At 69.0% G+C, this 23,652-nt stretch carries 14 protein-coding genes and 4 pseudogenes; 12 read left to right on the top strand and 6 right to left on the bottom strand.

The window, feature by feature from the left end:
• Positions 1 to 46: 46 nt before the first annotated feature.
• From ACFY0K_RS20225 to ACFY0K_RS20200, 6 genes are all read left to right on the top strand, one after another.
• Entirely contained in the window at positions 47 to 2,107 is a 2,061-nt protein-coding gene (locus tag ACFY0K_RS20225) for a hypothetical protein (protein ID WP_390640987.1), read from the top strand.
• A complete protein-coding gene (locus tag ACFY0K_RS20220) occupies positions 2,104 to 3,096 on the top strand; it encodes a hypothetical protein (RefSeq protein ID WP_390640986.1) in 993 nt (330 codons plus the stop codon). The genes ACFY0K_RS20225 and ACFY0K_RS20220 overlap by 4 nt, the downstream gene beginning before the upstream one ends.
• On the top strand, positions 3,093 to 8,558 hold the full coding sequence (locus ACFY0K_RS20215) for a DEAD/DEAH box helicase (RefSeq protein WP_390640985.1): 5,466 nt from the start codon (positions 3,093 to 3,095) through the stop codon (positions 8,556 to 8,558). Before ACFY0K_RS20220 ends, ACFY0K_RS20215 begins: the two co-directional genes overlap by 4 nt.
• Positions 8,558 to 10,300, top strand: a complete 1,743-nt coding sequence (locus ACFY0K_RS20210; protein WP_390640984.1) for a hypothetical protein — start codon at positions 8,558 to 8,560, stop codon at positions 10,298 to 10,300. The genes ACFY0K_RS20215 and ACFY0K_RS20210 overlap by 1 nt, the downstream gene beginning before the upstream one ends.
• A gap of 149 nt (positions 10,301 to 10,449) precedes the next feature.
• A complete protein-coding gene (locus ACFY0K_RS20205; protein ID WP_390640983.1) occupies positions 10,450 to 11,196 on the top strand; it encodes a hypothetical protein in 747 nt (248 codons plus the stop codon).
• Positions 11,193 to 12,953 carry an Hsp70 family protein gene (locus tag ACFY0K_RS20200; RefSeq protein WP_390640982.1) on the top strand — a complete coding sequence of 587 codons (1,761 nt, stop codon included), beginning with the start codon at positions 11,193 to 11,195 and terminating at the stop codon, positions 12,951 to 12,953. The genes ACFY0K_RS20205 and ACFY0K_RS20200 overlap by 4 nt, the downstream gene beginning before the upstream one ends.
• A gap of 273 nt (positions 12,954 to 13,226) precedes the next feature.
• Here ACFY0K_RS20200 and ACFY0K_RS20195 read toward each other — a convergent pair whose 3' ends face one another.
• From ACFY0K_RS20195 to ACFY0K_RS20185, 3 genes and pseudogenes are all read right to left on the bottom strand, one after another.
• On the bottom strand, positions 13,227 to 13,856 hold the full coding sequence (locus ACFY0K_RS20195; protein ID WP_390640981.1) for a hypothetical protein: 630 nt from the start codon (positions 13,854 to 13,856) through the stop codon (positions 13,227 to 13,229).
• A gap of 34 nt (positions 13,857 to 13,890) precedes the next feature.
• Positions 13,891 to 14,783: pseudogene (locus ACFY0K_RS20190) on the bottom strand (transposase); the annotation flags it as partial.
• Complete coding sequence (locus tag ACFY0K_RS20185) at positions 14,741 to 15,178, bottom strand: WD40 repeat domain-containing protein (RefSeq protein ID WP_390640980.1); 438 nt, start codon at positions 15,176 to 15,178, stop codon at positions 14,741 to 14,743. The gene ACFY0K_RS20185 and the pseudogene ACFY0K_RS20190, both read right to left, overlap by 43 nt.
• 62 nt (positions 15,179 to 15,240) lie before the next feature.
• Here ACFY0K_RS20185 and ACFY0K_RS20180 point away from each other — a divergent pair.
• A pseudogene (locus ACFY0K_RS20180) lies at positions 15,241 to 15,684 on the top strand (PIG-L family deacetylase); the annotation flags it as partial.
• Positions 15,685 to 15,794: 110 nt separating this feature from the next.
• Here ACFY0K_RS20180 and ACFY0K_RS20175 read toward each other — a convergent pair.
• Positions 15,795 to 16,508 carry an endonuclease domain-containing protein gene (locus tag ACFY0K_RS20175; protein WP_390640979.1) on the bottom strand — a complete coding sequence of 238 codons (714 nt, stop codon included), beginning with the start codon at positions 16,506 to 16,508 and terminating at the stop codon, positions 15,795 to 15,797.
• A 265-nt stretch (positions 16,509 to 16,773) separates the two neighbouring features.
• Here ACFY0K_RS20175 and ACFY0K_RS20170 point away from each other — a divergent pair.
• Positions 16,774 to 17,871, top strand: a pseudogene (locus tag ACFY0K_RS20170) (IS256 family transposase); the annotation flags it as partial.
• On the opposite strand, the gene ACFY0K_RS20165 reads toward ACFY0K_RS20170, so the two are convergent.
• Positions 17,830 to 19,047: an IS110 family transposase gene (locus ACFY0K_RS20165; RefSeq protein ID WP_382732375.1), complete on the bottom strand. Its 1,218-nt coding sequence runs from the start codon at positions 19,045 to 19,047 to the stop codon at positions 17,830 to 17,832. The pseudogene ACFY0K_RS20170 and the gene ACFY0K_RS20165 overlap by 42 nt on opposite strands.
• A gap of 279 nt (positions 19,048 to 19,326) precedes the next feature.
• On the opposite strand from ACFY0K_RS20165, the pseudogene ACFY0K_RS20160 reads away from it, so the two are divergent.
• The 4 genes and pseudogenes from ACFY0K_RS20160 to ACFY0K_RS20145 form a co-directional block, all read left to right on the top strand.
• Positions 19,327 to 19,548, top strand: a pseudogene (locus ACFY0K_RS20160) (IS256 family transposase); the annotation flags it as partial.
• Positions 19,549 to 19,599: 51 nt separating this feature from the next.
• The gene (locus tag ACFY0K_RS20155) at positions 19,600 to 19,899 is read left to right on the top strand and encodes a hypothetical protein (RefSeq protein WP_390640978.1); all 300 of its coding nucleotides are present in this window, start codon (positions 19,600 to 19,602) and stop codon (positions 19,897 to 19,899) included.
• A 264-nt stretch (positions 19,900 to 20,163) separates the two neighbouring features.
• Positions 20,164 to 21,966 carry a hypothetical protein gene (locus ACFY0K_RS20150; protein WP_390640977.1) on the top strand — a complete coding sequence of 601 codons (1,803 nt, stop codon included), beginning with the start codon at positions 20,164 to 20,166 and terminating at the stop codon, positions 21,964 to 21,966.
• Positions 21,967 to 22,173: 207 nt separating this feature from the next.
• A complete protein-coding gene (locus ACFY0K_RS20145; protein WP_390640976.1) occupies positions 22,174 to 22,491 on the top strand; it encodes a hypothetical protein in 318 nt (105 codons plus the stop codon).
• 197 nt (positions 22,492 to 22,688) lie between these two features.
• Here ACFY0K_RS20145 and ACFY0K_RS20140 read toward each other — a convergent pair whose 3' ends face one another.
• Positions 22,689 to 23,561: an IS3 family transposase gene (locus tag ACFY0K_RS20140; RefSeq protein ID WP_390640975.1), complete on the bottom strand. Its 873-nt coding sequence runs from the start codon at positions 23,559 to 23,561 to the stop codon at positions 22,689 to 22,691.
• Between the last annotated feature and the right edge of the window lie 91 nt (positions 23,562 to 23,652).

Raw genomic sequence — 23,652 nt, 5'->3', positions numbered from 1 at the left:
CGGGATTTCATGAACGGAGCATCGTAACCTCTCTTTTGGGGACAGAGTGGACCATTCTTATCAGGCGTGGCAGGAAGTGCTGGCCGAGGAGTTCTTCGGACGGCAGCACGCCGGCCACCCGACGCTGTTCTACGTCGATGACGACGTGGAGCGGGAACTCAGGCACGGATACGGCATAGAGGAGCCCCTCGCCAGGTGCGTGGGCAGGTTCCTGCGGTTGGGGACCGCGGAACCGTACAGCGCACTGGACGACTACCGCTGGCGCAGGCGCCAGCAGGACCAGGGCGGCGTGCCCGCCTTCCTGCCGCTGCTGGCCTGCTCGGTGCTGGCCGCGACCCGGATGGTGAACGACGGGAACCACCGGGCCACCGCCTACCACGCCCGCTTCTCCGAGCTGCTGACGGGCGACGAGAAGCAACTGGGCAGCCACCACTACGAGTCCGTCTCCCGCATGTGGCAGGTGCTTGCCTCCTGGCAGCACAGCCAGAAGGGCGCGCGGGGCCTGTGCACCATTCCCGCCCCCGCCGACCTGCCCGCCAACCGCAGCAGGATCGGGTTCGCCCAGTCACAGGCGCTCCTCAGCGGCGCGGACCGGTCCTTCATGCCGAAGTTCTTCCGGTCGTTGCTGGAGCACGGCACGACCTGGCCGCTGCCGGGTGAGACGCTCCTCGCCCAGATCGAGATCCGGGGCATGGAGCAGCACTTCTCCAAGGGCTTCCGCAACACCCTGCAGGAGGAGGAGTTCCGTCCCCTCCTCGCCAGGCTGATCGGCAACTACGCCGCTTCCTGGGACGGTTCGGACGAGCTGGTGCCCACCGGTGTCATCCGGGCCGAACTCCTGGTGCGGCTGGACGCGGGGCGTCTCAGCTGGGTGGCGCGCCTGCGGTCTGCGGAGCGGACGAAGCTCATCGAGCTCAAGGGCGGCGTCCTCCTCGAACAACTCGGGGACACCGCCTACTACGAGGTGACGGGCCTGCCCGCCCCGAGCGCGGACACCCTCACCAGGGGCATCCGCCGCGAGGGGCAAAATCTGGTGCTCAGCCGCCCCTCCTGCTCCGTCCTGGTGCTCGCACGGGACGACGTGCTCGGCGTCTGGGCCGCCACCGACGGCTTTCGCCCGGGAGAGGCACACGTGGTGCTCGCCGCCCCTACCGCGCAGCGGGACGTGCAGAGGCTGCTGGACAAGGCCGCGACCACGGGCCGGAGCGCCGACACCAGCAAGCTGCCCTGGGTGCCGCGGGGGTGGTCCCTGCACAAGCCCGTCACCTTCGCCGACGCGGTCACCCTGCGCCGGGCACTCCAGGAGATCCAGGGCGCGGTCGGCCTCCTGCAGCCCCCGGCCCAGTTCAAGCTCCGCCTGGAGGGTGGCCTGAAACTCGCACCGTCGCTCGGTTCCCACGTGTATCTGCGGGGAGGCGAGCCCCAAGTGGTCCTCCCGGACGCCACGGAGGGCACGGGCACCCTCCTGATCGACGGAAAGGAGCGGCCCGAGCTCGAGAAGGCGGTCGCCGCGGGCTGTCCCGTCCCCCTCGCCGTGCTCCGGCTGGAACCGGGCCGGCACACGGTCAACTACGCAGGCGTGGAGATCGGCTTCGCCACCGCGGACCAAGCCGTCGTCGAGCCGAAGATGACCGAGGTCTGCGGCTTCACCGTCGTGGACGGCAAGGCCTTCGAATCACCCTCTCTCCTCGTCGAGCACAACCTGCCGACCGGTATCACCGGCGCCCACTGCACGAGTGCCGCGGACCGGGACGCTGCTGCCGTCATGGAACTGTGCCGTCGGGACGCGGACGAGGTGCTGTTCGCGGCGGCTGACGGACGGCTGTGGACGATAGAGCCCCCGGAGCAACCTGACTGGTGGACGGAACGCCTCACCGACACCCCCGCCCCGCTCCGCTTCGAGGCCGACTTCCACGGCATCGGCGGCTGGCTCTTGGAGCGCCGGAGCGGACGCTGGAAGGGCCGCCCCGTGAACCCCGCAGCGCCGAAGCCGAAGAGCGCCGGCAACTCGCGGGCATGGGCCCGCGCGGTTCTCAACGCCCAGCAGGCGTCCGCCGAGACCTCGTGGGCCGCGTACGTGCAGGCAGCGAAGGAGCTGGACCGATGACGGGACCGATGAGCAGTAGCGAGTTCGGTGAGATCCTGCTGCGCTGGCTGAGCGAGAGCCGCGGAGGCAGGGCGTCCGCACTGCGCGCCGGTGTCCGCGGCCAGGCCCAGGCATGGGACCTGGAGCTGAAGGAGTACGCCGACTGGGACTGGATGCGCAAGGCCGCCGCCCTCGGCTTCATCGACGTGGACCTGCGCGCCGACCGCTGGTCGGTGGCCCCGCCGGTGCTGACGCGGCTGCCCCACGCCGACGGCCTCGCGTTGCTGACCGGCGCGCGTACCGCGCAGATCAGCACGCGCGTCGAGGAGGCGGCACAGGAGTGGATGGAGCTGATCACCGTCCCTCACCGGCCGGAGGCCGGTGAGGCGCCGCTGCCGAACACCCTCCTGTTCCAGTACGAGGACCCGCGGACCCTGCAGGAAGCTGCCGAGCTCCTCGGGGCCCGCTATGTTCCCTGCGCAGCCCGGCAGTTGATGGAGCTGCTTCCGCAGGCGGCGCTGGGCCCCGAGTCCGCACCGCCCGGTGGGAGCACCGCCGGCACGCTGGAGAGGTACGAGCTGCGCCGCCAGCGGTTCGTCCCGGTGGAAAGGGACGACGAGGACGGCCTGTACCGGTGGCGGGGGGCCGACTACGCACGTCTGACCCGGGTCCGCCGCAACAACGTCTTTTATGCGGTGGAACGCGAGACCGGCGTCTACCTGGAGCTCGCCCGCCATCGCACGGGCGCGCTGCGGTGGCGGCCGGAAGGCAACAGGGGCCGGGCCGGCATCGGCAGGCTCCTGGTCGACCGGTACGCACCCCTGCCCGCACTGCACGAGCGTGCGGCCGTCCTGTGCAGCGGCTTTCCGCCGTCGGTGGGCAAGCAGGCGCAGACCCGCGCGTACGACAATGTGCCGAGGGCACACGCCGAGGCGATCGCGGCCTCGCTGCAGCAGAACCTGGAGATCACGCCGCGACCCGTGGCGGCCGCCGGCGGGAGGACCACGTGAGCGTCGAACAGCAGACAGCGGCGGTCACGAACACCGATGTCCAGGACGTCATGGGCACGTTCGATGACCTGCGCAGCGCGCTCTTCCGCTACTACGACACCCCGTTCGGCGTCGACGACCGTTCCGTCATGGAGGAACGGCGCAACCTTCTGAACCGGGACAACGGGGCCTGGCGCAGCCCGCTGATCGAGCTGCGCCCGCAGTACGCCTCCCGGGGTGTCGGCATCGCGGACTCCTTCGCCGAGGCAGGGGCACACCCTGACGCGGCTGAGTTCGCCCGCTTCACTCTCCCCGACGGCGTGACCAGCCTCTACCAGCACCAGCATGATGCCCTGGTCGCCGCCTGCGAGGGCAAGGACTTCGTGGTCACCGCAGGCACCGGTTCCGGCAAGACGGAGTCCTTCCTGCTGCCGGTCCTCGCCGACCTGGTCGCCGAGTCCGCACACTGGCAGGGCACCCGTGCGGTGCAGCGGGAATGGTGGCAGGGAGACGGCGACTACAGGCCCAGCCGGCAGAGCGAGCACGGGCACCCCGCCGCCATGCGCGTGCTGATTCTCTATCCCACCAACGCCCTCGCCGACGACCAGCTGGTCCGGCTCCGGAAGTCGCTGGACAGCCGCGAGGCTCACGTATGGCTGGACCGGAAGCGCAACGGGCACCGCTTCTACTTCGGCCGTTACACCGGAGCCACCCCCGTCTCCGGCAGCCGCGACTCCGAGCCGGCGAACTTCCGTCTCCGGCAGTACCTGCGAGAGGTCCAGGAACGGCAGCGCAAGGCCGACCAGAAGCTCGACGTGGAACTCCGGCCCTTCATCCCGCGCCTCGGCGGAGCGGAGATGCACGCCCGCTGGGACATGCAGGCCGCGCCACCGGACATCATGGTCACCAACTACTCGATGCTGAACATCATGCTGCTCCGCAAACAGGAGGAGCACGTCTTCAGCGCCACGAGGAAGTGGCTGGAGGAGACCCCTGGCGCCCGCTTCACCCTGATCCTCGACGAGCTGCACATGTACCGCGGCACGGCCGGTACCGAGGTGGCCTACCTGCTGCGGAACCTCCGCCACCGTCTCGGCCTCGACAAGAGTCCCGAGAAGCTGCGTGTGCTCGCCGCCTCCGCCTCCCTGGAGGCCGGCCGGGACGACGAGTTCCTCGACGGGTTCTTCGCCCTGCCCGGCTCCCGGCGCGTGATCATTCCTGGACAAGCGAAGGAGATCCATGGCGAGGGCGACCTGGCCGCACACGCCGAAACCTTCGCGCAGGCCGCGAATGCCTCCGCCACCCAAGCCGAAGCCGCCGCCCTGGCCAGGGACACCGGCCTCGGCCCGGCGCTCCAGCGCGCGCTCACACCCGGCGGCAGGCCTCGTGCTCTGCCCGTGCCCGAACTGGCGGCGAAACTCTTCCCGGACGTGCCCCGAGAACAGCGCCAGGACGCACTCCACGGAGTGCTGCGCATACTCGGCTCCGCCCAGGACCCCGAACTTCCCCAGGTCCGCGCCCACTTCTTCTTCCGGAACATCGAGGGCATCTGGGCCTGCTCCGACCCGCGGTGCCCCGACATCCCCGTGGAGCACGGCCCCGAACGCCGGGTCGGCCGGCTCTTCGCCGAGCCCACCTCCCGCTGCACCTGTGGCGCCCGCGTGCTGGAGCTTCTCTCCTGCCAGGCCTGCGGCGACCTCATGCTCGGGGGGTACGCCAGTCCCAAGGACACCCAGCGGCGCAAGTTCACCGGTGCCCTCCACACCGACTTCCCGGACCTGGACCTGCTCCCCGACGAGGCCAGTGGCGCACCCACCGCGGCGAACTACGTCGTGTACTGGCCGCGCACCAAGGGCCCCGGGCTCGACGACCCCGGCTGGCACGCGGGCCTGTCCGACGGCGGGCCGCAGGTCGAGTTCGAGTTCCGGCGCAGCGCCTACCAGCCTGCCACCGGCCGCCTGGAGAACCGGGACGTCCAGCACACCGGATGGTCGTTCCACATCTCCGTGCCCCTGGACAAGGAGAACAAGAAGCCGGCCTATGACCCGGCCCGGCTCCAGGCCTTCCCCACCCGCTGCCCCGCCTGCGGCGACGACTGGGAGATCAAGTACGACCGGGACGGCCGTTTCATCCCGCTGGAATCTCCCGACCGGCTGCGCAACGCGCCGGTCCGGCGCATGCGCACCGGTTTCTACAAGGTCAACCAGGTGCTGGTGACCGAAGCCCTCGGCCACCTCCCCGACGGCCGGCGCAAGGCGATCGCCTTCTCCGACAGCCGCGACGACGCCTCCGAGCTCGCCAGCGGTCTTGCCCTGCGCCACCACCAGGACCTTCTCCGCCTGCTCAGCGCCCAGGCCGTCGAGAACCAGGGGGATCCGTTCGGAGACCTTCAGCTGGTGAAGGCCCACTACGCCGGGGAGCCGGTCGATCGTGCGGCCGCCCGTGCCGCGATGGAAAGGCTACGGGACCGCGATCCGGCGGGCTGGGGGCGCCTGAAGGCGATTCTTGTCGACGACCTCGACGCCGAACCGGAACTCCTGCACGACCTGGAGCGGAAGTTCTCCGCACTGCCCTCGCTGGATGACCTTGCCTCCGACCTCGAAGGCATGCTGCTGAAGTACGGCACCAACCCCGCCGGTCCCGCGGCCTCACTCCAGCAGACCTCGGCCGGGCAGCCCTGGACCGCGCTCTACAACTGGGAGCGGGACCGGGAAGCGGTGGCCGAGACGCAGGCACAGGAGGAGCTGCTCAGCCGCCTCCGCTCCCGCCTCCGCCTCGAGACCATCGGAAGCCTCTTCTCCGGCGGCGGCCGTGACTTCGAATCGCTCGGACTCGGCTGGCTCTGCCTGCGCGACGACCGCTCGCCGCTGGAGCTCGGCCCGGACAGCGATCAGGCCGTGGCCCGTGCCAGTCTGCGGATTCTCGGCCTGATGCGGCGCTTCACCCGGATACGTGCCTCGCTGCAGAGGCCGCCTGCGCCTCTGAAGCGCTTCTGGCAGCAGGTCGCCGAACGCCAGGGCACCGATCTGCGGACAGTTGAGGACCGGGTGCTCGGCGTCTGGAAGGACGCCGTGGTGGACTACGTCATCAAGCCCGAGATGGTGGCGCTCCGCCCCGGCGAGAACAGGACCTGGACGTGTCGTTCCTGCCACCGGCCGCACCTCCACCCGGGCACCGGGCTGTGCACCAAGTGCCTGACCCCGCTGCCTGCCGTGCCCCAGCAGTACGGCGGAGTCCTCGAAGACGACTACTACGCGTGGAAGGCAGCCCACCGCACCGGTGACTTCCCCCTGCGCACGGCGGAGCTGACCGGCCAGACGGACCGGCTGGAGGCCCAGCGCAGGCAGAGCCTCTTCCAGGACGTCTTCCTCGGCGACAACGACGTTCCGGAGGCGGACGGTCTGGAACTGCTCTCCGTGACCACGACTATGGAGGCGGGTGTCGACATCGGCCCCCTCAACACCGTGATCATGGCCAACATGCCGCCCACCCGCTTCAACTACCAGCAGCGGGTGGGGCGCGCGGGCCGACGAAACAGCCCGATCGCCGTGGCCCTCACCGTCTGCCGCGGCCGCAGTCACGACGAGCACTACTTCGCCCGCCCGGAAGCCATCACCAACGACCCGACTCCGCCGCCCTACCTGGTCCTCGGCATGATCTCCGTTGTCCGGCGGGTTCTGCTGGCCGAGGTCCTGCGCCAGGCCTTCGAGCCGTTGCAACCCGAGGACCGCCGGAAGGGGCCGGACATGACGACCAACGTCCACGGGCAGTTCGGCCTCGCCGCCGACTGGCCGATGCATCGCGGTGCCGTCCGCCGCTGGATCGCCGAGCACCCGGACCGTGTCAGAGCCGCCGGCGCCGCCCTCCAGGCCGGAACCCCGGAGAACATCGCCGCCGTCGATCCGATCGCCGCCATCGACGAACTCCTCGTCCAGGTCGACGAGGTGGCAGCCCGGACGGTCGGCCACTCCGACCTCAGCCAGCGCCTTGCAGAGGCGGGCTTCCTGCCCATGTTCGGCTTCCCGACCCGCTCCCGCCTCCTCTACCGGAGCATCCCGCAGAATACCTTCCCCTGGCCGCCGGCCGACTCCGTCAACCGCGACCTGGCCGTCGCCCTGAGCAAGTTCGCACCGGGCAGCGAGACCCCGCAGGACGGCCGACTGCTCCGCTCCAGGGGAGTGGTCTCCCTCGTCCCGAGCGGGCGCGGGGTGCAGGCCGCCGAAGACCCCTTCGGACCCGAGCAGTTGGTCGCCATGTGCCGGATCTGCTCCCACGTGGACCCGCAGGCGGCCGTCGACCCGGAAACCGGGAACGCTGGCAACTGTCCCGCCTGCGGCGCGGAGAGCAAGTACTACAGGGCCGTCCCGTTCCGGGAGCCCGCGGGCTTCCGGGCCGCCCACGAGGCACGGGACTACGACGGCTACCGGGAACTCGGCTCCAACGCCACCAGCGCGCGGACCGCCACCGACCTGGAGAAGACCGCCCCCCGCATCCACCGTGCCGCCGACGACTGGATGGTCGTCCACACCGGCAGCGGCGACCGCTACATCGTCAACACCAACGCCGGAAAGCTCTTCCGGTTCGTCAAGAACACCGGCCCGTGGCGCGGATACCTCGCTCTGGACAACCCCAAGGCGGAAGCCGACCTGGAGATTGCCCTCGGCGCCACCCAGCACACCGACATGCTCTTCATCGGGGCCAAGAACGCCCTCGACACGAACCGGGGCCTCCGCTTCGACATTTCCAAGTCTCAGCAGATCGACGGCTTCCCCGAGGCTTACCACGGCCGGCGCGCTGCCTGGTACTCGCTGGCGGCCCTGCTGCGCCGCGCCGCCGCCCCGCACCTGGACGTGCAGCCGGAAGAACTCCTCAGCGGCATCCACGGCTCGGACGCCCCGGTGGCCGCTCCCGTCATGGCCTACCTGGCGGACAGCCTCGACAACGGCGCAGGCTTCAGTACCTACCTGGGCTCGGAGGAACACATCGAGGAGTTCCTCCAGGCGGTCGACCGGTACGTGCACGACCTGGAGGCTGTCTCTCATGCCCAGAACTGCCGCAGCTCCTGCTACGCCTGCCTGCGCGACTACTCCAACATGCGTCTCCACCCGCTGTACGACTGGCGGCTCGCCCGCGACCTGACCGACGCCCTGCGTGGCAGGAAAATGCAGATCGATCCGAACGAGCACGCCGTCCTGCTGAAGGGCTGGGCGGACGAGGAGCAAACCGTCAGCCTCAAGGAGACCCCCGCCGGACCGGTGGCGCTCTTCACCTCGGACTTCACCGGCGAGCCCGTCGCGGTCGCCGTCAAGCATCCGCTGGAGTCCGTCACCGAGGGGTGCGGGAACGAACGGCTCCAGGCCCTGCGCCACGAGGTCCGTGCCGGCGGTCTCGCCACCAGGATCGCCTTCGCCGACTCCTACAGCCTGGACCGGACCCCTGCCGCGGTGATCGAGCAGGTGCGTATCTTCGCGGAGGAGCTCTGATGACGGCAGGAATTCCGCTGGGATCGGGCCAGGACGAGCAGGCCCGCCTGGAGGAGCTGCGCCAGCGCGAGATCGCCCGCCGCCTTGACCTCCGCCAGGCCCGCGCCCTGAGGCAGACGGTTGGGGACGCTCCGCAAGTCGCGGAGACCGCCGGCAGCCCTGCTCTGGTCGCCCCGCCGCAGAAGCAGCCGGAGCCGGAACCGATCATGTCCCAGACGGTCCCCGAAGGATTCGCAGACCCGGAGACCTGGGAGCGCGCCCGCTCCTTCGCCGAACTCATGCTGCCTGACGCGCTGAAGACTGAGACCGGAACTCTCTCCGCGCAAAAGCTGGCCCGGGCCGCGGCCGACGCAGCGTCCCGGCAGGACGACTCTGTCAAGGGCGTCTCCCTGCTCGTCACGGCACAGGACCACGGGCTGGACGTATTCAACGGCCGGCTCCACGACCGCGCCCGCGCCCTGCTGGAGGACAAGCCACTGCCGCTCGTGGGGGAGCCGGGCAGCATGTGGCAGATCTACCAGGACGACCGTCGCCTGATGGAGACCAACCTGCCGGCCCCTCGGCAGAGGGCGCTGCTGGCGAAGCTTCCCCGGCCGCTTCTCGACGACTACATCGACGAGGAGTGGATCGGCGCGGTCCCCGAGCACGACGGCACCTCCCGTGCCGCCTACTTCCGTGCCCGCCTGGACCCGGCATCCCTCACCGATGAGGAGATGCACCTGTTGGCCTGGCCCCTGGAACGGGAACGCCGGGAGTCCGGCCCGGGAACGGAACCCGGCCGTGACTGGCCGCAGGACTGGCGCCTGCTGGTGAGGCTGCAGGCCAACGACGCCAAGGCCGTCACCGAGGAGTGGACCGACCTTCTTCCGCCGACACAGAAGCTTCTTGACGCCCTGCGCGAGGTGCGTCGGACCGGGGAGGTCCCTGACAACCTGGTCGCCGACGAGCGGCTGTGGGTCCTCCTGGAGCGGATTCGGCCCGGTGTGCGCAGCGCGAGCAACAGGAAGTTCAACGACTGGATCGGCGTCCGGACCCTGATCAGGGCCGTACGGCAGATGCACCGTGCCCTCCTCAGCGGGGACGACGAGACGGCGGAACAGCGGAGGAGGGCGGCGCTCACCATGGCCGCAAGGCTCCGGCACCACTCGCAGCCAGCGCGCTGGGAGGCCCAGAACATCCAGGCCTACCTGCGGGCCGGCCAGGAAATGACGGGGTCCCTTGAACTTCTGCAGCATGACGCTGAAGGACGGCCCCCGGTGCAGGAGCAGCTCGGCGGAGGTGCCGTGGCCATGCTGCGGAGGAATCGGGGCTTCCTGGAGGGCCGGCCCAACAGAGAACGCGACCAGCCGCTCAACCCCTACATGGTGCTCGGCGTGCCCGACGGGGCGGACGACTGGAAGAGGGCCTGGCGCGTCCTGAGGAAGGAACTCGACGACAGCGGCCGCGTTCGGATCAACCGGGCCAAGGACATGATTGAGAAGGCCGAGCGGGAGCAGCAGGAAGCAGCCTGGTTCGCCGTCCCGGTCGTCCCGCATCGCTGGAAGGACCCCACCGGCACGAGCCACCGGCTGGAGCTCCCGCCCGAGCCTCTGCAGAGGCTCACCGAGCCGCCCACGGACAGCGACCGCGAGTGGTCTCGTACCGAGGCGGCCCGAGAAATAATCACCAAGGTGACGGAAGGCCTTTTCCCGGCTGCCGAAGATCCCGCAGCCCCTGAAGACCCGGAGAGCAGCACATCGTGAGCATCGGAGCCGGTAAAGGCGAGAGTGGTTCAGACCCCCGTGACGGTTCCCGGCGCGGTCGGGGACGCGGGCCGAACAGCGGAAGCGCGCGAAGTCGTGGGGAGCGTAGGGCGGCCGAGGCTGCTCCCTGGCGGTTCGCGGAGAGCCACATGCCCGGGTTCATCCCGGGGAGCCTGGACGCCGCCGCGATCCTGAAGTCGGTCAACGAGACGCTCCTGCCCGTGGTGGAGAGAGAGTTGGAGCAGGCGACGGAAAGACTGGGCGCAGCGCTGGCCGACAAGGAGACCGAGGCCGATCTGGTCTCCGTCTTCCGGGCCGAGCTGATGCGCCGAGTGCTTCCCCAGTTCACCGAAGCAGTGCGCACGGGTGTGCTGGAGAGTGTCCGTACACGACAGATGCACTTGGCTCAATTGGCCGTCCTGCACCGGCAGGCGCTGGATGCGAAGAGCCTGCAGGTGGTGGTGACCCGCCTCGACCACCTGGCGGCGAAGGCCGGCCTGCAGATCGTCGGTGACTCGGGCGATCAGTCGTTGTTCAACGTCGTGGAGGACCCGCCCGGTGTCATGAAGAACGGCCCGGTCACCCTTGAACTCGTCGCGCCGGCCTACGTCGACAAGGAGTCCGGGAAGCTTGTCGAACGGGGCTGGCTGCGAGCCGTTGCCAAGGTTCCACCCGAAGAAATGACGCCTCGACAGAGGCGTAGAGCAACCCATGCCGAAGCGGAGAAGAAGCAGCCTGCGAAGAAGGCTCCTGCACAACAGGAGAGGAAGAAGTACCACCGGGGTCAGGAACCCGAAAAGCAGCAGAACAGAGGCAAAGAGCGACAAAACGGTGGGTCCCGTCCCAGCCTTGGAGGAAACGGCGACCGCCGAATGAAGCAAAGGGGAACGCGATGACGTTCGGTATCGACTTCGGCACCAGCAACTCCGTGGTGGCTCATTGGAACGGTCACACCACCGAAGTTCTGCCGGTCGACGGCGACAACGTGCCCGCCCAGTGGCAGATGTCGGAGTTCGAACAGCTCTTCCCCTCCGTGCTGTCCGTCCGCGACCTCCAGCGCACCCTCTGCTTCGGCTGGGAGGCGAAGACCGGCACCAGCGAGCCGGTTGACGCAGTAAAGCGCATGCTCGGCACTCGCTCCGGCGCCGAGAAGGACGGCGACATCGACGGTCTCGAGGTCGCAGCTCAGCTCGAGGAACACCACGTCTGGGTCGGCTCGGAGAAGTTCCACAGCACGGTCGCTGCCGCCTCCCTCTTCAGCCGCATGAAAGAAGGCGTCTCCGCCCAGCTGCTCGATCTTTCCGACGCGGTCGTCACCGTCCCGGCCAACGCCACGGGCGGCGCCCGCTACCGCACCCGCGCCGCGGCAGCGCTCGGCGGAGTGAAGGTCCGGGCCCTGCTCAACGAGCCCACCGCGGCTGCGATCTCGTACGCCCGCGACGTCCCGATCCCCGGCCGTTTCCTCGTCTTCGACTGGGGTGGCGGTACCATCGACGTCACCGTCCTCGAATATAACGACGGCCTCTTCGAGGAGCAGACCTCCCGCGGCATCACCGCGCTCGGAGGCCTGGAGTTCGACAACTCGCTGGCCCAGCTGATCCAGCAGAAGATCGGCTTGACCGCGGACCAGCTCACCAAGGCCGAACGACGCCGGTGGCGCCGGTCGGTCGAACTGACGAAGATCGCCCTGTCCTCCGTGCCGATGGACGGCGCGCTCTTCTTCGATCTCCCGATCGGCCTCGCCCCTTCGATCTCGAGGCGGGAGGTCAGGATCACCGCGGCCGAGTACACCGAGGCGATCACCCCGCTCATCACCCGCGCTCTGGAGCCGGTCCAGCAGGCCCTGGAAGATCTGGCCATCACCTCGGACGACATCGACTCCGTCCTCATGATCGGCGGCACCTCCCAGATCCCCCAGGTGCGTCACGCCCTGGGCGAGCTCCTCGGCCACGACCGTATCGTCGACAGCGGCCTGTGTCGGCCTATGACCGCCGTCGCCCGAGGCGCAGCGATCTATGCGGCCTCCCTCGACGGTGAACTCGGCGACGACAGCGACTTCTCCCTGGTGACCAGCTACGACCTGGGCACGGCCTTCGGCGCGGGCGAACAGAAGGGCTTTCGCGCCATCATCCGACGTAATGCCACGCTTCCCGCGGAGGGTTCGGCCACCTTCTACCCGGACACGCCGGGCGCTTCCTTCGTGCGCGTGCCGGTGATCGAGGGCGAGGTCGGCTACCCGGCCGACAGCGACCGCTCCTTCCCCCTGGCCAACATCGAGGTACATCTCCCGGCCCGCGAACAGGACATCCGTCGGAACACGATCGAGATCAAGTTCCGCTACAACGAGAGCGGCATCCTGCGCTTCACCGCCACGCACGCGGCCACCGGGGTGGTGCTTGCTGAGCGTGAGATCGACTCCTTCGGCCCCGACGGCACCCCCTTGCAGCACGGCCTCGACGATGAGCTGACCCGCCTCTTGGCCCATACCGTCCGCCCGTTCGCCGACGGCTCCTCCAACGTCCGACACCTCTCGGCAGCCGAAACGGCCAACGCCCGCCCCGCGCCGCTCGACATGTCCGTGCGCGTGGTGGAGGCCGACCCGGCCGTGACGGTCAACGGTGAGCCGCAGGGCGTGGTGACGGGGGGACTTTGACCAGCCTCTGGACTCTGGTGGGCAATTTCCGGGTGCGCCAGTAGCTCGCTCCGCTGCTGCGGCAGGTGTCGGCAGCCGATGGATCCCGTCTATGGCCGCCGACGCAGGACTCCGATCACGTGAAGAGGGGGAGTGGGAGTGCCAACCTTGCTGCGCCCCGGCGTTAGCGAATCAACCCCGCCACCCCCCTGCTCTGGCCCCGCCCGGACGCCGGCAGGGCAACGCGCGAGCGCCGCCACCCGCACGGCCCCGCACGGCACGTCCTCGCCTGGATCAGGCGCCCCCCAGCGCCCAACTGCCGTCCCGCGGCACCGCGAAGGCCAGTATCCAGGGCCTGTGGTCGGGGGCGGTGCAAACCGCCCAGAGACGGATGGGAGCAGCGCGGTAGTCGTTGCGCCAGCGCTGTTCTCCGTCGGCGCCCTCGTACCAGGACGGTTTCAGTGACAGGTCGAGGGCGAGCCGATGACGGTCACCGGGGAGAAGGGGGAACGCCGGGACCGCCCGGCCCAGCTCGTCCGCTTCATCGACGTGGGGCCGGAATCGGTACGGCCCCCAGATAACTTCCGCTCTCTGCTCCGGTGTCGGAGTACCGGCCAGGTGGGGAAGCCGAGAGCGGTCGAAGTCGTCGCGAATGGTCAGCTGAACGGCGAGGTCACCGAGCGTGGCCGGGCTGTCGAAGCGCACGTACAGCACCTCATGGGGCTCAGTCTGAAGTTTGATCCGGAGCTGCGGTGTCAGTTCCTTGTGCCAGCGATCCCGCTCGATCTGGGCGACGGAGTCGGCCGTCTCGTTCGCCTTCCACGCCGCCTTGTTGGCCTCGCGTGAGGCCTTCCACGCCGCCCCCGCAGCCAGCCCGCTCAGCGCTGCTGAGACCGCGGCTATGGACGTATCAACGATGCTCATGCCGGACTGTATAGCCCATCGGAAGCCGCCCTCCTCAACCCGCTGCCCCTCCGGCGAAGGACGGGGGCGACCGGCGCCGTCCTCGTGGCTGGCGGCCGCCGCGGCGTCGGCGTAGGCCAGGGCGGCGGCCCGGGGATCCGCGGATTCGGCGATCCGGGTCAGCCGCTGAAGCTGCGTCCCGATACCCGCGCCCGCGAGAGGCCGCGCCAAGTGCGGCCACACGGCGGCGGCCGCATCCGCGTACTCCTTGCCCGCCAGCGCGATCACCTTGGGCGCGCCGCGCAGGCCCCAACCCATCGCCTCGGCCTGGGCGCGGTGCTTGGCGTGGTCGACCGTGCGCGGATCCAGCCGCTTCTCGTACGTGGCGAGCAGGGTGTCCGGAGTGATCAGCCTGTACAAGCCAGTGGCGGCGGTCCTGACCGCGACCCCCGGAATCGAGGTCAGGACCGCGGAAAGAGGGTGAGCCTCCAGCAGCTGCCCGATCTGTGTTTCCAGAGCTCGTCGCTGTTCGTGGACGGCCGCGAGCGAGCGGGCCAGCGACGGGATCACGACGTCGAGCGTGCCGGTCCCGGGGACGACGACGGTCTGCTCGTCGAGGGCGTCGAAGATCTCGTCGATCAGTCGCTGAGCCATGCGCGGGGCCTTGGGCCGGATGACTTCAACCAGCCTGCGACGACTGGCCTTTCGCAGGGCGGCCGGAGATCCGTAGCGTTCCAGCAGCCAGGTCACGGCCGGGTGGTCCAGACGCGGCCCGAGCACCCGTTCCAGGCTGGGGTGGAACTGGGTGAGCAGGCCGCGTATCCGGTTGGAGGTGCGGGTGGCCTCGGCCGCCAGGTCCTGGTCGAAGCCGACCAGCACGGTCAGCTCGGCGGTGATCTCGTCGGTCAGTTCCAGCGAGCGCAGGGTGTGCGGCATCGTCGGCGAAGCACCCGGAGCGAGATGGGCGGAGACATCGATCCGCATCTCCTTGAGCGGCGTACGCACCGGCCGGTCCCACGCGTCGCGAAGAGCGACCCGTCAGCTCGGGCGACCCCCACGGTGCGTTGTCCCGCGACATCCCAGATCCGCACCGTCCGGTCGTGGCCGCCGGTGGCGAGCCAGGCGCCGTCCGGGGCAATCGCCACCGAAAGCACCGAGCTGGTGTGGCCGGTGAGGGTGGCGGAGCAGGTCCCGGAAGCCCGGTCCCAGATCCGCACCCTCCCGTCCCCGCTGGCGGTGGTGAGCCAAGTACCGTCCGGGGCAATCGCTCGCAGCAGCACGACCACCCATCGTGTCGGGGTGATCGTGCTCACGTGGACGCATGCAGACGCCTGCCGTGCCATGGCGCTTAGACACCCTCGACAGCTGCTCCCACCTGCATGGATGAGGTATTCGGCAAGGGCAGGGCTGGCCGAGCAACGACGCCCCCGGATCCTTCTGACAGACCCCCGTGCAGGAAGGCGCGGCCCGACTCGCGGAACTCATGCGGCACTACCGACCTGATGTGGTCGTCACCTACGACGAGAACGGCTTCTACGGCCACCCCGATCACATCCAGGCCCACCGCATCACGATGGTGGCGCTGGAGATGACCGGGCTGACACCGAAGGTGTACTGGACGACGATGCCCCGCTCGGGGATGCAGCGGTTCGGGGAGATCATGCGCGAGTTTCATCCGGACATGCCGGAGCCGGATCCTGCGGAGGCCGCCCCGATGGCCGAGATCGGCCTGCCCGACGATGAGATCACCACGTGGGTGGACACCACCGCGTTCAGCGGTCAGAAGTTCGACGCGTTGGCCGCGCACGCCAGTCAGGGCGAGAACATCTTCTTCCTCAAGATGGGCAAGTAGAGGGTCGACCGGGGCACAGATCAGTGGCAATGCACACCGGGCCCTCGTGTGGCAGCGTTCCGGCCTCTACGGCCCCTGGCGGACAGCCTGAGCGGCGGGCAGCGGTCTCACGGTGGCGCGCCCCTCGGACAGTCGTCTCCCGCGTGCGGGCGCATGATCCACGTCTTGCATCGCTGATGGCACTTCACGGTCAATGACGTCGCGTCAGTCGTCCACGCTGGCGGCTGTGGCAGGAACGATTGGATGCCGCCTTGGCGCTGCGGGTCGGGCCAGTACCAGCCGAACGGGGCTCCGGGTGGGCTGTCCCAGTACCGGTGGTACCAGCAGATTCCGGAGTGCCGGTGCAGGGCGAGATCGAGGGCACACCCCGCCTCCTCGGCGTTGCAGTCGTAGCACAGTAGGCCGCGCACGAGGCCGGTGGTGTGGTCGTGGTCGATGACCTGGGGCGGCCCTGGGCATGTGGCGCATCTGCCGTCCTGGACTCCCCACAGGCGCCACCAGACGTACCAGCTCGGCACTTTGCCTGGACGCGTCCAGAACTCTGGAATGGGGCCATGCCAGGGTCGGACGGCTGCGTTGGGCCATAGTCGGTTGTTCTCGGGACAGCGCGCCGTCCGTGGGACAACCGCCGGGTCCACTCGTACACCCGCCCAGTCGGCGTATTTCGGGTGACAGTGCGGGCAGTAGCGCCGCTCGCTGTCGTGGGCGGGGTGGTAGAGGCCCTGGTTGTCGAGGCGGATTTTGTCCGGCCATGCGAACGGCAGCAGCCGCGGGGTGGGCGGGCGACACCAGCTCGGTCCTCCGATTGGCCGTGTTCGCATCCGCGCGCCTCGGATTGAGCGCCTGGCTACGGCCAGTTCTTCGGGGATTCGCGAGGGGGGGAGTGGGATCCGTTGCGGGTGCGGGGAACGCCTCGGCCAGAAGTCGCGGTACTCCCCGTAGCGGCATGACGGAAGTGGACGGGAGCAATGCTCAGGACTTGTGGATCAGCCCGGGGAGGACGCAGAGGGCGTACCTTCCCGAATGATCCTGTGATGGTCACCGAGTAGGCCCGCGTTCGCAGCGCGGGTCGGGAAGGCACGCCCGATGCTCAGCGTAGTGAACGCCGATGGTTCGACCGAGTCCGGCTCCCTGATCGACGAGATCGTGCGCGAGGGCGCCCGCCGGATGCTCGCCGCCGCACTCGAGGCCGAAGCCAACCAGTACATAGCTGAGTTGGCGGCCGAGACGGACGGGGCCGGGCGGCGCCTGGTGGTCCGCAACGGCCACCACCGGCCCCGCACCGTGACCACCGCAGCAGGTCCCGTCGAGGTCGCGCCCCCGCGCGTAAACGACAAGCGGGTGGATGTGGCCACCGGCGAGCGGATGCGTTTCTCCTCGAAGATCCTGCCGCCGTGGTGCCGCAAGTCGCCCAAGGTCAGCAAGGTGCTGCCGCAGCTCTACCTGCATGGGCTGTCCTCGGGGGACTTCGTGCCCGCGCTGGAGCAGTTCCTCGGCTCGGCGGCCGGTTTGTCGCCGGCCACGGTGACCCGGTTGACGAAGCAGTGGCAGGACGACGACGCCGCCTTCCAGCTGCGCGACCTCGCCGACAGCGACTACGTGTACGTGTGGGCGGACGGCGTGCATCCCAAGATCCGGCTCGGGCAGGCGCACTTTTGTGTCCTGGTGCTGATGGGGGTACGCCTGGACGGCACCAAGGAACTGATCGCGCTGGCCGAGGGCCTGCGCGAGTCCACCGAGTCGTGGGCCGACCTGCTGCGCGACTGCCGCCGCCGGGGCATGCGCGATCCCGAGCTGGTCGTCGGCGACGGCGCGATGGGCCTCTGGAAGGCACTGGCGGAGGTGTTCCCGGCCGCCCGGCACCAGCGATGCTGGGTCCACAAGGCCCGCAATGTCACGATCGCTCTGCCGAAGTCTGCGCAGCCGGGCGCGACGAAGGCGATGCAGGAGATCTATAGCGCCGAGGACCGCGCGCACGCCGAGAAGGCGGTCGAGGCGTTCGCGAAGACCTACGGCGCCAAGTTCCCCAAGGCCGTCGCCAAGATCACCGACGACCGGGAGGAGCTCCTGGCGTTCTACGACTTCCCGGCCGAGCACTGGATTCATCTGCGGACCACGGATGTAATCGTCAAGGAGGGCAGGTCACGGGTCGGCGCCGGGGATGGCGGGCAGGCGGGGCTTGCCGGTCGGGCGCGTGGGCTGCCATTGGGCGGCCAGCAGAGCGTAGGCGCGTTCGGCCTGTTCGGCGATCTCGCGTTCGTGGCGGCGCAGTTGCTTGTTGTTGTAGTCGTAGCCCGCGCCTCGGCGGGCGATCCGGCGTTCGGCGCCGGCGGTCAGTTCGAGCTTGCGGCGTTTGAAGGCGACCAGGCTCGGGCGGGCGAAGGCGTAGTCCTGCTCCTTGGTGACCAGGTGCCAGGCGATGACGGTGATCTTCCGGGCGACCGCGACGATCGCGATCTGCATCCCGCGCCGGGCCGCGATCCGCTGGTGCAGGGCCCGCAGCGGGCCCGGGGAGCGCAGCGCGGCGAACGCGGCCTGCACCAGCATCCCGCGGGCCTTGCCGCAGCCGGCCTTCGTGATCCGGCCGTGGTGGGCGGGTGTCCCGCCGGACTGGCGCACCCGCGGGTTCAGGCCGAGGTAGGACACGAGCTTGTCCGCGCTGCTGAAGCGGTGGAAGTCCCCGACCGCAGCCAGCACGGTGACCGCGGTCATCGCGTCCACCCCGGGGATGGTCATCAGGCGCCGCACGACCGGGTCGTCCAGCGCCTCGGCGGCCAGCCGCCGTTCCACCTCGGCGAGTTCGGCACCGTAGAAGTCGAGCTGGCGCAACAGGGCGCCCACGGTCTGCCGCTCGTCGGCCGGCAGTGTCTGATGCTCCAGCCAGGCCCGGCCGCGGGTGCCGAAGAGATCGGTCACCGGCGGCCGCGGCAGCATGTTGCGGTGCAGCACCGCCTGGACCTGGTTCTTCACCCGGATCCGGCCGCGCACCAACTGTGCCCGGTGCGCCGACAGGCGCCGCAGCATCCTGATCCGTTCGTCCGGCAGCCAGGTGCCCGGCAGGAAGTCAGCGGCCAGCAGCTGGGCCAGGATGCGGGCGTCGACCTTGTCGGTCTTGACCTTCGCCTCGGCGATCGCCCGGGTCTTGAGCGGATTGGAGATCACCACCCGGGCCACGTGCGGCTCCAACAGCACCGCCACCGCGTTCGCGTTGCCGGTGGCCTCCAGCGCCACCTGGTCGTCCGGACGCAGCCCGGCGGCGAACTCCCGCAGCGCCTGCGGTCGGCAATCCACCCGGCCCCAGTCCGTGACCAGCCCGTCCTCGACCACCGCGACCTGCGCGAAGTCACGGTGGATGTCCAAACCGATGAACCGCCCCACCGTACGCCTCCCTGTGCCGACGCAAACCCGATGCGGGGATCAGCTGGGCGAAACGACGCTTACGGAATCGCGCTCACGACGCAGCCAGGCAAGTCGCAGGGGCGGCCATCTACTAAGGCGGGCTCGCAGCCCATCGTTCAAGACCGGCCTGCCCATGCTGATTCCCCGGGCACCCCTTGTCCTGACGGTCGCACCGTACAACTAGGCCCAAGCCTGGTCACCAGGACACGGACAGCGGCACCCACGACTTTCATACCTGGTACGAACCCCATCGAGTCGACCTTCTCCACCGTCAAGCTCCGCACCAAGGTCAGCCGTGGCGCCGGCAGCTCGGCCGCAGCCCTCGCGATGGTGTTCAAACTCGTCGAGTCCGCCCAGGACCGCTGGCGCGCGGTCACCGGCGCCCACCTCGTCGCCCTGGTCCGCGCGGGCGCCAGGTTCGAGAACGGTGTCCTGATCGAGCGGCAGGAGCAGGCCGCATGACCTAGCGCGAAGGCCGTGATGCAACCCTCTCCCGGTGGCAGACTCCGCGTCATGACGTACTTCTGGGTGAGCGACCAGGGCGACAAGTACCACGGCTGGGAAAGGTGCTGGGCCCTTGAAGCCGGGCAGACCTCCGCCGATTCACAGGAGGGCTACGAGCGGCGCAACGTGACGCGGTACGACAGCGAAGATGCCGCTCGGGCTGCTGCCTTGAAGCACGCCCGGTGCGAGGCTCGCGGATGCTTCGCCCGGGGACGCGGTGCGGGGCTCGCCCGACTGTCGGAGCAGGTCCGCAAGGATCTGGATGATCCGAACTGGCTGGCGCGACATGACCTGCCAGCCGAGGACTGAGATCTCGACGCTGTTTGGAACCGCAGCTTCGAAGACGAGCACCCGGACCTCGGCAGACTTCGAACTTACCGCTGCCCCCCAGATCCACAGGTATTGACTATTCCTCCGCTGGACGGCCCGGTGCTGCTGACCGCTCGCGGTGACTATGTGCGCGGACCACTTCAGAAATCTCAGGGGCGACGTCAACTGGCTTGGCATATGCCAGTACGTTGGCCAACGCCGTAGAGAGTGGCTATGTCATCGCTCTATCAACCAGGAGACTCCGTGCCCATACGCCGCCTTGCAGTTACTGCCGTGATGGCGGTAGCAGCAACCGTCGTAGTGACCGCGCCAGCAGAGGCGGCCACCAAGTCCACTGCCACCATCACGTCATCGTCACTGTCCACGTCGGTCGGGGGAACGGCGAGCCTGCGCGGACACATCTACCCGTCGATCGGCCGTGCCTACCAGTGGCAGGAGCTTGTTTCCGGGCACTGGGTGAAGGTCGCGTCCGGGAAGACCAACTCCCATGGCGATGCCTACTTCAGCCAGAAGAACACCACCACCGGAGGTCACTCCGCTCGCCTGTTCGCGCTGAATACCTCGAGGTACGCCTCGGCAACCTCCCGCGCCGTCTCGTGGACCGCATATGCGAAGACCACAGCTACCGCGCGTCTCAGTGCGCCGACAGTCGAGCCGGCGGCGCCGGCCACCCTGACCGTCGCCGTCTCTCCTGCTGCGGTCAGGCCGGTCACCCTGCAAAGCTACTCCGACGGTCGATGGAAGACTCTCGTGAATGCCGCTACCTCGTCCGGCGGGAAGCACGCCTTCTCCCTGGACACCTCATCCCGCGGCACGACCTCCTATCGAGTCGTGGCTCCCGCCGCGGGCTACGCGCGCGCAGCCACTAGCGCGACGGTCAAGCAGACCGTCACCGGGCCGTTCACCGCCCCGTATGTATTCGGCATCGACACCGCCAACGCGGCCCGCATCGTGGCGTACTCCCCCTCCGGAGGAGCGACCCGCACTCTGTACACCGCCTCCGGCTATAGCACGACCATCAAGGCCCACGCCGCAGGCCCCGACGGCACCATGCTGTGGAGCGAGCTGCGGCAGGACTACTCGTGGCAGGTCAAAGCCAAACGCCCCGGGCAGGCAGTGCGCACGCTGGCCACAGTTCCGTCCACCAGCAGCGTCACCGAGGTTGCGCTCAACGACGACGCTACCTGGGCAGCCTGGGGAACCGTGCCGTTCGCCGGTCCCTACCAGGGCAGCAACACCCAGGCAATCCACGTGCAGAACCTGACGGGCACAGCGCCGGCGAAGGCCTTCACCGGCCAGCAGGATGGAGACGCCTTCGTCAACATCGTCTTCCTTCCGACGCCCGTGAACGCCGGGTCGGTCAGCCACCTGGTGACCGCCCGTGTCATCGGCGCTTACGGCGGCGTGGGTCGCGTCTTCTACAACCCGGACACCTCAGCGGCGACCTACCCAACGCTCCCGGACAGCGCGAACACCCTCAATGGGTGGGGCATGGAACCGGAGAACCTACCAGTCCCGGACCCTGCAGGTGATGAAATAGCGGTCTACGGAGGCAACACAAGCAATGAGGCACCGAACGGGCAGTGGATCTATCACCTGAACACCGGCGCCCTGACGCCTAATAGCGCCATTGCAGACCATGTCGGTACCCCGGGGAACCCATCGGACCCCAGCCGCGTAGCGGACCTGGCAGTGTTGTCAGCCTCCCCGGACGGTACCCGTATCGCCCACTACGCCCCGCAGCCCGACAATTCCTTGCACACCGTCATCACCGACGCTGACGGGTTCAGCAACGCACACGACTACGGCGCGATCGGGGTCAACGGCCCCGTGCCGACGTGGTACGACAACTGCCACATCTGGACGGCAGCGTCGAGCTACAACGACACACCTGCAGGCGGGTGGGAAGGCACCTGGGACGACTACGAGCGGGCGCTCTACAACCTCTCCACCGCCAAGCGTGAATGGGTCAGCCCTGACAGTGGCCGGGTCACCTCGGATGGTGCGCGCGCCCCTTGGTGGGGATACACCATGAACGCGCTTTGATCCCCCACCCAGGCACCGACGCCGATCGGTGACATGGCGTCAGCGTAGTCGTGGAGCACTCGGCGATGCAGTTGCGTGTTCGTGAGGGCCGAGGCTCGGACGCGAAGGTGTGAGTCCTTGCCCCCGGCCGGCAGGTTCCCAGAGGGCGGTCGCTTGCCGTCCGCAGCACGCGGTGCCACGATCGGGAACCTGGGCGAGGGGGGTTCGATGCTGCACGCCATTTCACTGGTCGCTGGGACGGCTGTCGTGGTGCTCTACGCCGCGTCGGGTGTCCTGGCCATCACGACCGGCCGGGCCGTGCCATGGAAGCGGGGGTACGTCCTGCGGCCACGGCTGTGGGGCTCCGGAGCCCTGGTGTTCAGCGTGGGGATGGCGCTGGCCCGTTATAGCGGCACGGTGCGCGACCTCACCACCTCCGACGTCGTCTTCGCCTGCAGCATGCTCATGCTGATCTGCGGTGGGGTGCTGCAGTACGTCGGCCAGCGCGGTCCGACCTCCGATCCCAGCCAAACAGCGAAGGGATGAGACAGCCCTTGTCAAGACCGCGCGCGGCGGCTGACACCAGTGGTTGACACCAACAAGCGCGAACGGCAGCGGTCGAGGCCGGATCTCAGTGAACGATCGGTCGAGGCACAGAGGCGGTTGGTCGCCGTTGGCGGACCCCTGTGATCGACCTGATAAGTGAGCTTGTTCCGCTTTGACGGACACCATCGGTGTGGTGGTCAGGCCGCGAGGGTGGCCTCGTAGTCTGCGGGTGTGCGGTAGCCGAGACTGCTGTGCAGCCGCTGCAAGTTGTACCAGCTCTCGATCCACTCGAATATTGCGGTGCGGGCGGCGGCCCGGCTGGGCCAGAAGCGGGTGTCGATCAGCTCGTTCTTCAGGGTGGCGAAGAACGACTCGGCCAGCGCGTTGTCCCAGCACTGCCCGGTGCGGCCGACCGAGAGCCTGACGCCGAACTGCGTTGCCAGGAGGGCGAATTCACGGCTGGTGTACTGGCAGCCGCGATCCGAGTGGAAGATCACCGGACCGGCCGGGCGGCGGGTGCGGCAGGCGGCGCGCAGGGCGTCGGCGACCAGTTCGGTTCGCAGGTGGTCGGCGGTGGCCCAGCCGACGATCCGGCGGGAGGCGATGTCGATGACGGTGGCCAGGTAGAGCCAGCCCTCCTCGGTGGCGATGTAGGTGATGTCCCCGCACCAACGGGTGTCGACCGCGGTCGGGTCGGGCTGGAAGTCGCGGAGGACCAGATCGGGGCGGGTGGCCGCGTGCGGGTCGGGGATGGTGGTGCGGTGGCGGCGTCTTCGGTGCCGGCCGGCCAGTCCGGCCAGGCGCATGAGCCGGGCCACCCTGCGGCGTCCGCAGCCGGCGCCCTCGCGCTGGAGAACGGCGTGGACGCGCGGGGCCCCATAGGTTCCGCGGGACTGCTCGTGCACGGCAGTGATCTGCAGCGTCAGCTCGGCGTCCCGCACTGCGCGGGGTCCCGGGGTGCCGGTGCGGCGGGCATAGAAGGCGGCTCGGGAGACCTTGAGCAGTTCACACGCACGCTTGACGTTGTGACCTGCGGTTTTCTCCGCCTCGATGAACGGGTGCACCGTCACCGGGTCTCCTTGATGCTCCTATGTCAAGCGGCCAGGCTCATTGGCGTTGGGGGTAGCGGGTTGAGGGGTTGGTCGAGGTTGGCCTGGTCGG

This window comes from Streptomyces sp. NPDC001507 (genome assembly GCF_042894765.1).
Classification (GTDB): domain Bacteria; phylum Actinomycetota; class Actinomycetes; order Streptomycetales; family Streptomycetaceae; genus Streptomyces.
This window is presented reverse-complemented; position numbering and strand designations above follow the sequence as displayed.

Excerpts from the sequence above, each read along its gene's own strand:
- ACFY0K_RS20220 (WP_390640986.1), top strand. The coding sequence starts at position 2,104 with ATGACGGGACCGATGAGCAGTAGCGAGTTCGGTGAGATCCTGCTGCGC.
- ACFY0K_RS20210 (WP_390640984.1), top strand. The coding sequence starts at position 8,558 with ATGACGGCAGGAATTCCGCTGGGATCGGGCCAGGACGAGCAGGCCCGC.
- ACFY0K_RS20205 (WP_390640983.1), top strand. The coding sequence starts at position 10,450 with ATGCCCGGGTTCATCCCGGGGAGCCTGGACGCCGCCGCGATCCTGAAG.
- ACFY0K_RS20200 (WP_390640982.1), top strand. The coding sequence starts at position 11,193 with ATGACGTTCGGTATCGACTTCGGCACCAGCAACTCCGTGGTGGCTCAT.
- ACFY0K_RS20195 (WP_390640981.1), bottom strand. The coding sequence starts at position 13,856 with ATGAGCATCGTTGATACGTCCATAGCCGCGGTCTCAGCAGCGCTGAGC.
- ACFY0K_RS20185 (WP_390640980.1), bottom strand. The coding sequence starts at position 15,178 with ATGGCACGGCAGGCGTCTGCATGCGTCCACGTGAGCACGATCACCCCG.
- ACFY0K_RS20175 (WP_390640979.1), bottom strand. The coding sequence starts at position 16,508 with ATGCGAACACGGCCAATCGGAGGACCGAGCTGGTGTCGCCCGCCCACC.
- ACFY0K_RS20155 (WP_390640978.1), top strand. The coding sequence starts at position 19,600 with ATGACGTACTTCTGGGTGAGCGACCAGGGCGACAAGTACCACGGCTGG.
- ACFY0K_RS20145 (WP_390640976.1), top strand. The coding sequence starts at position 22,174 with ATGCTGCACGCCATTTCACTGGTCGCTGGGACGGCTGTCGTGGTGCTC.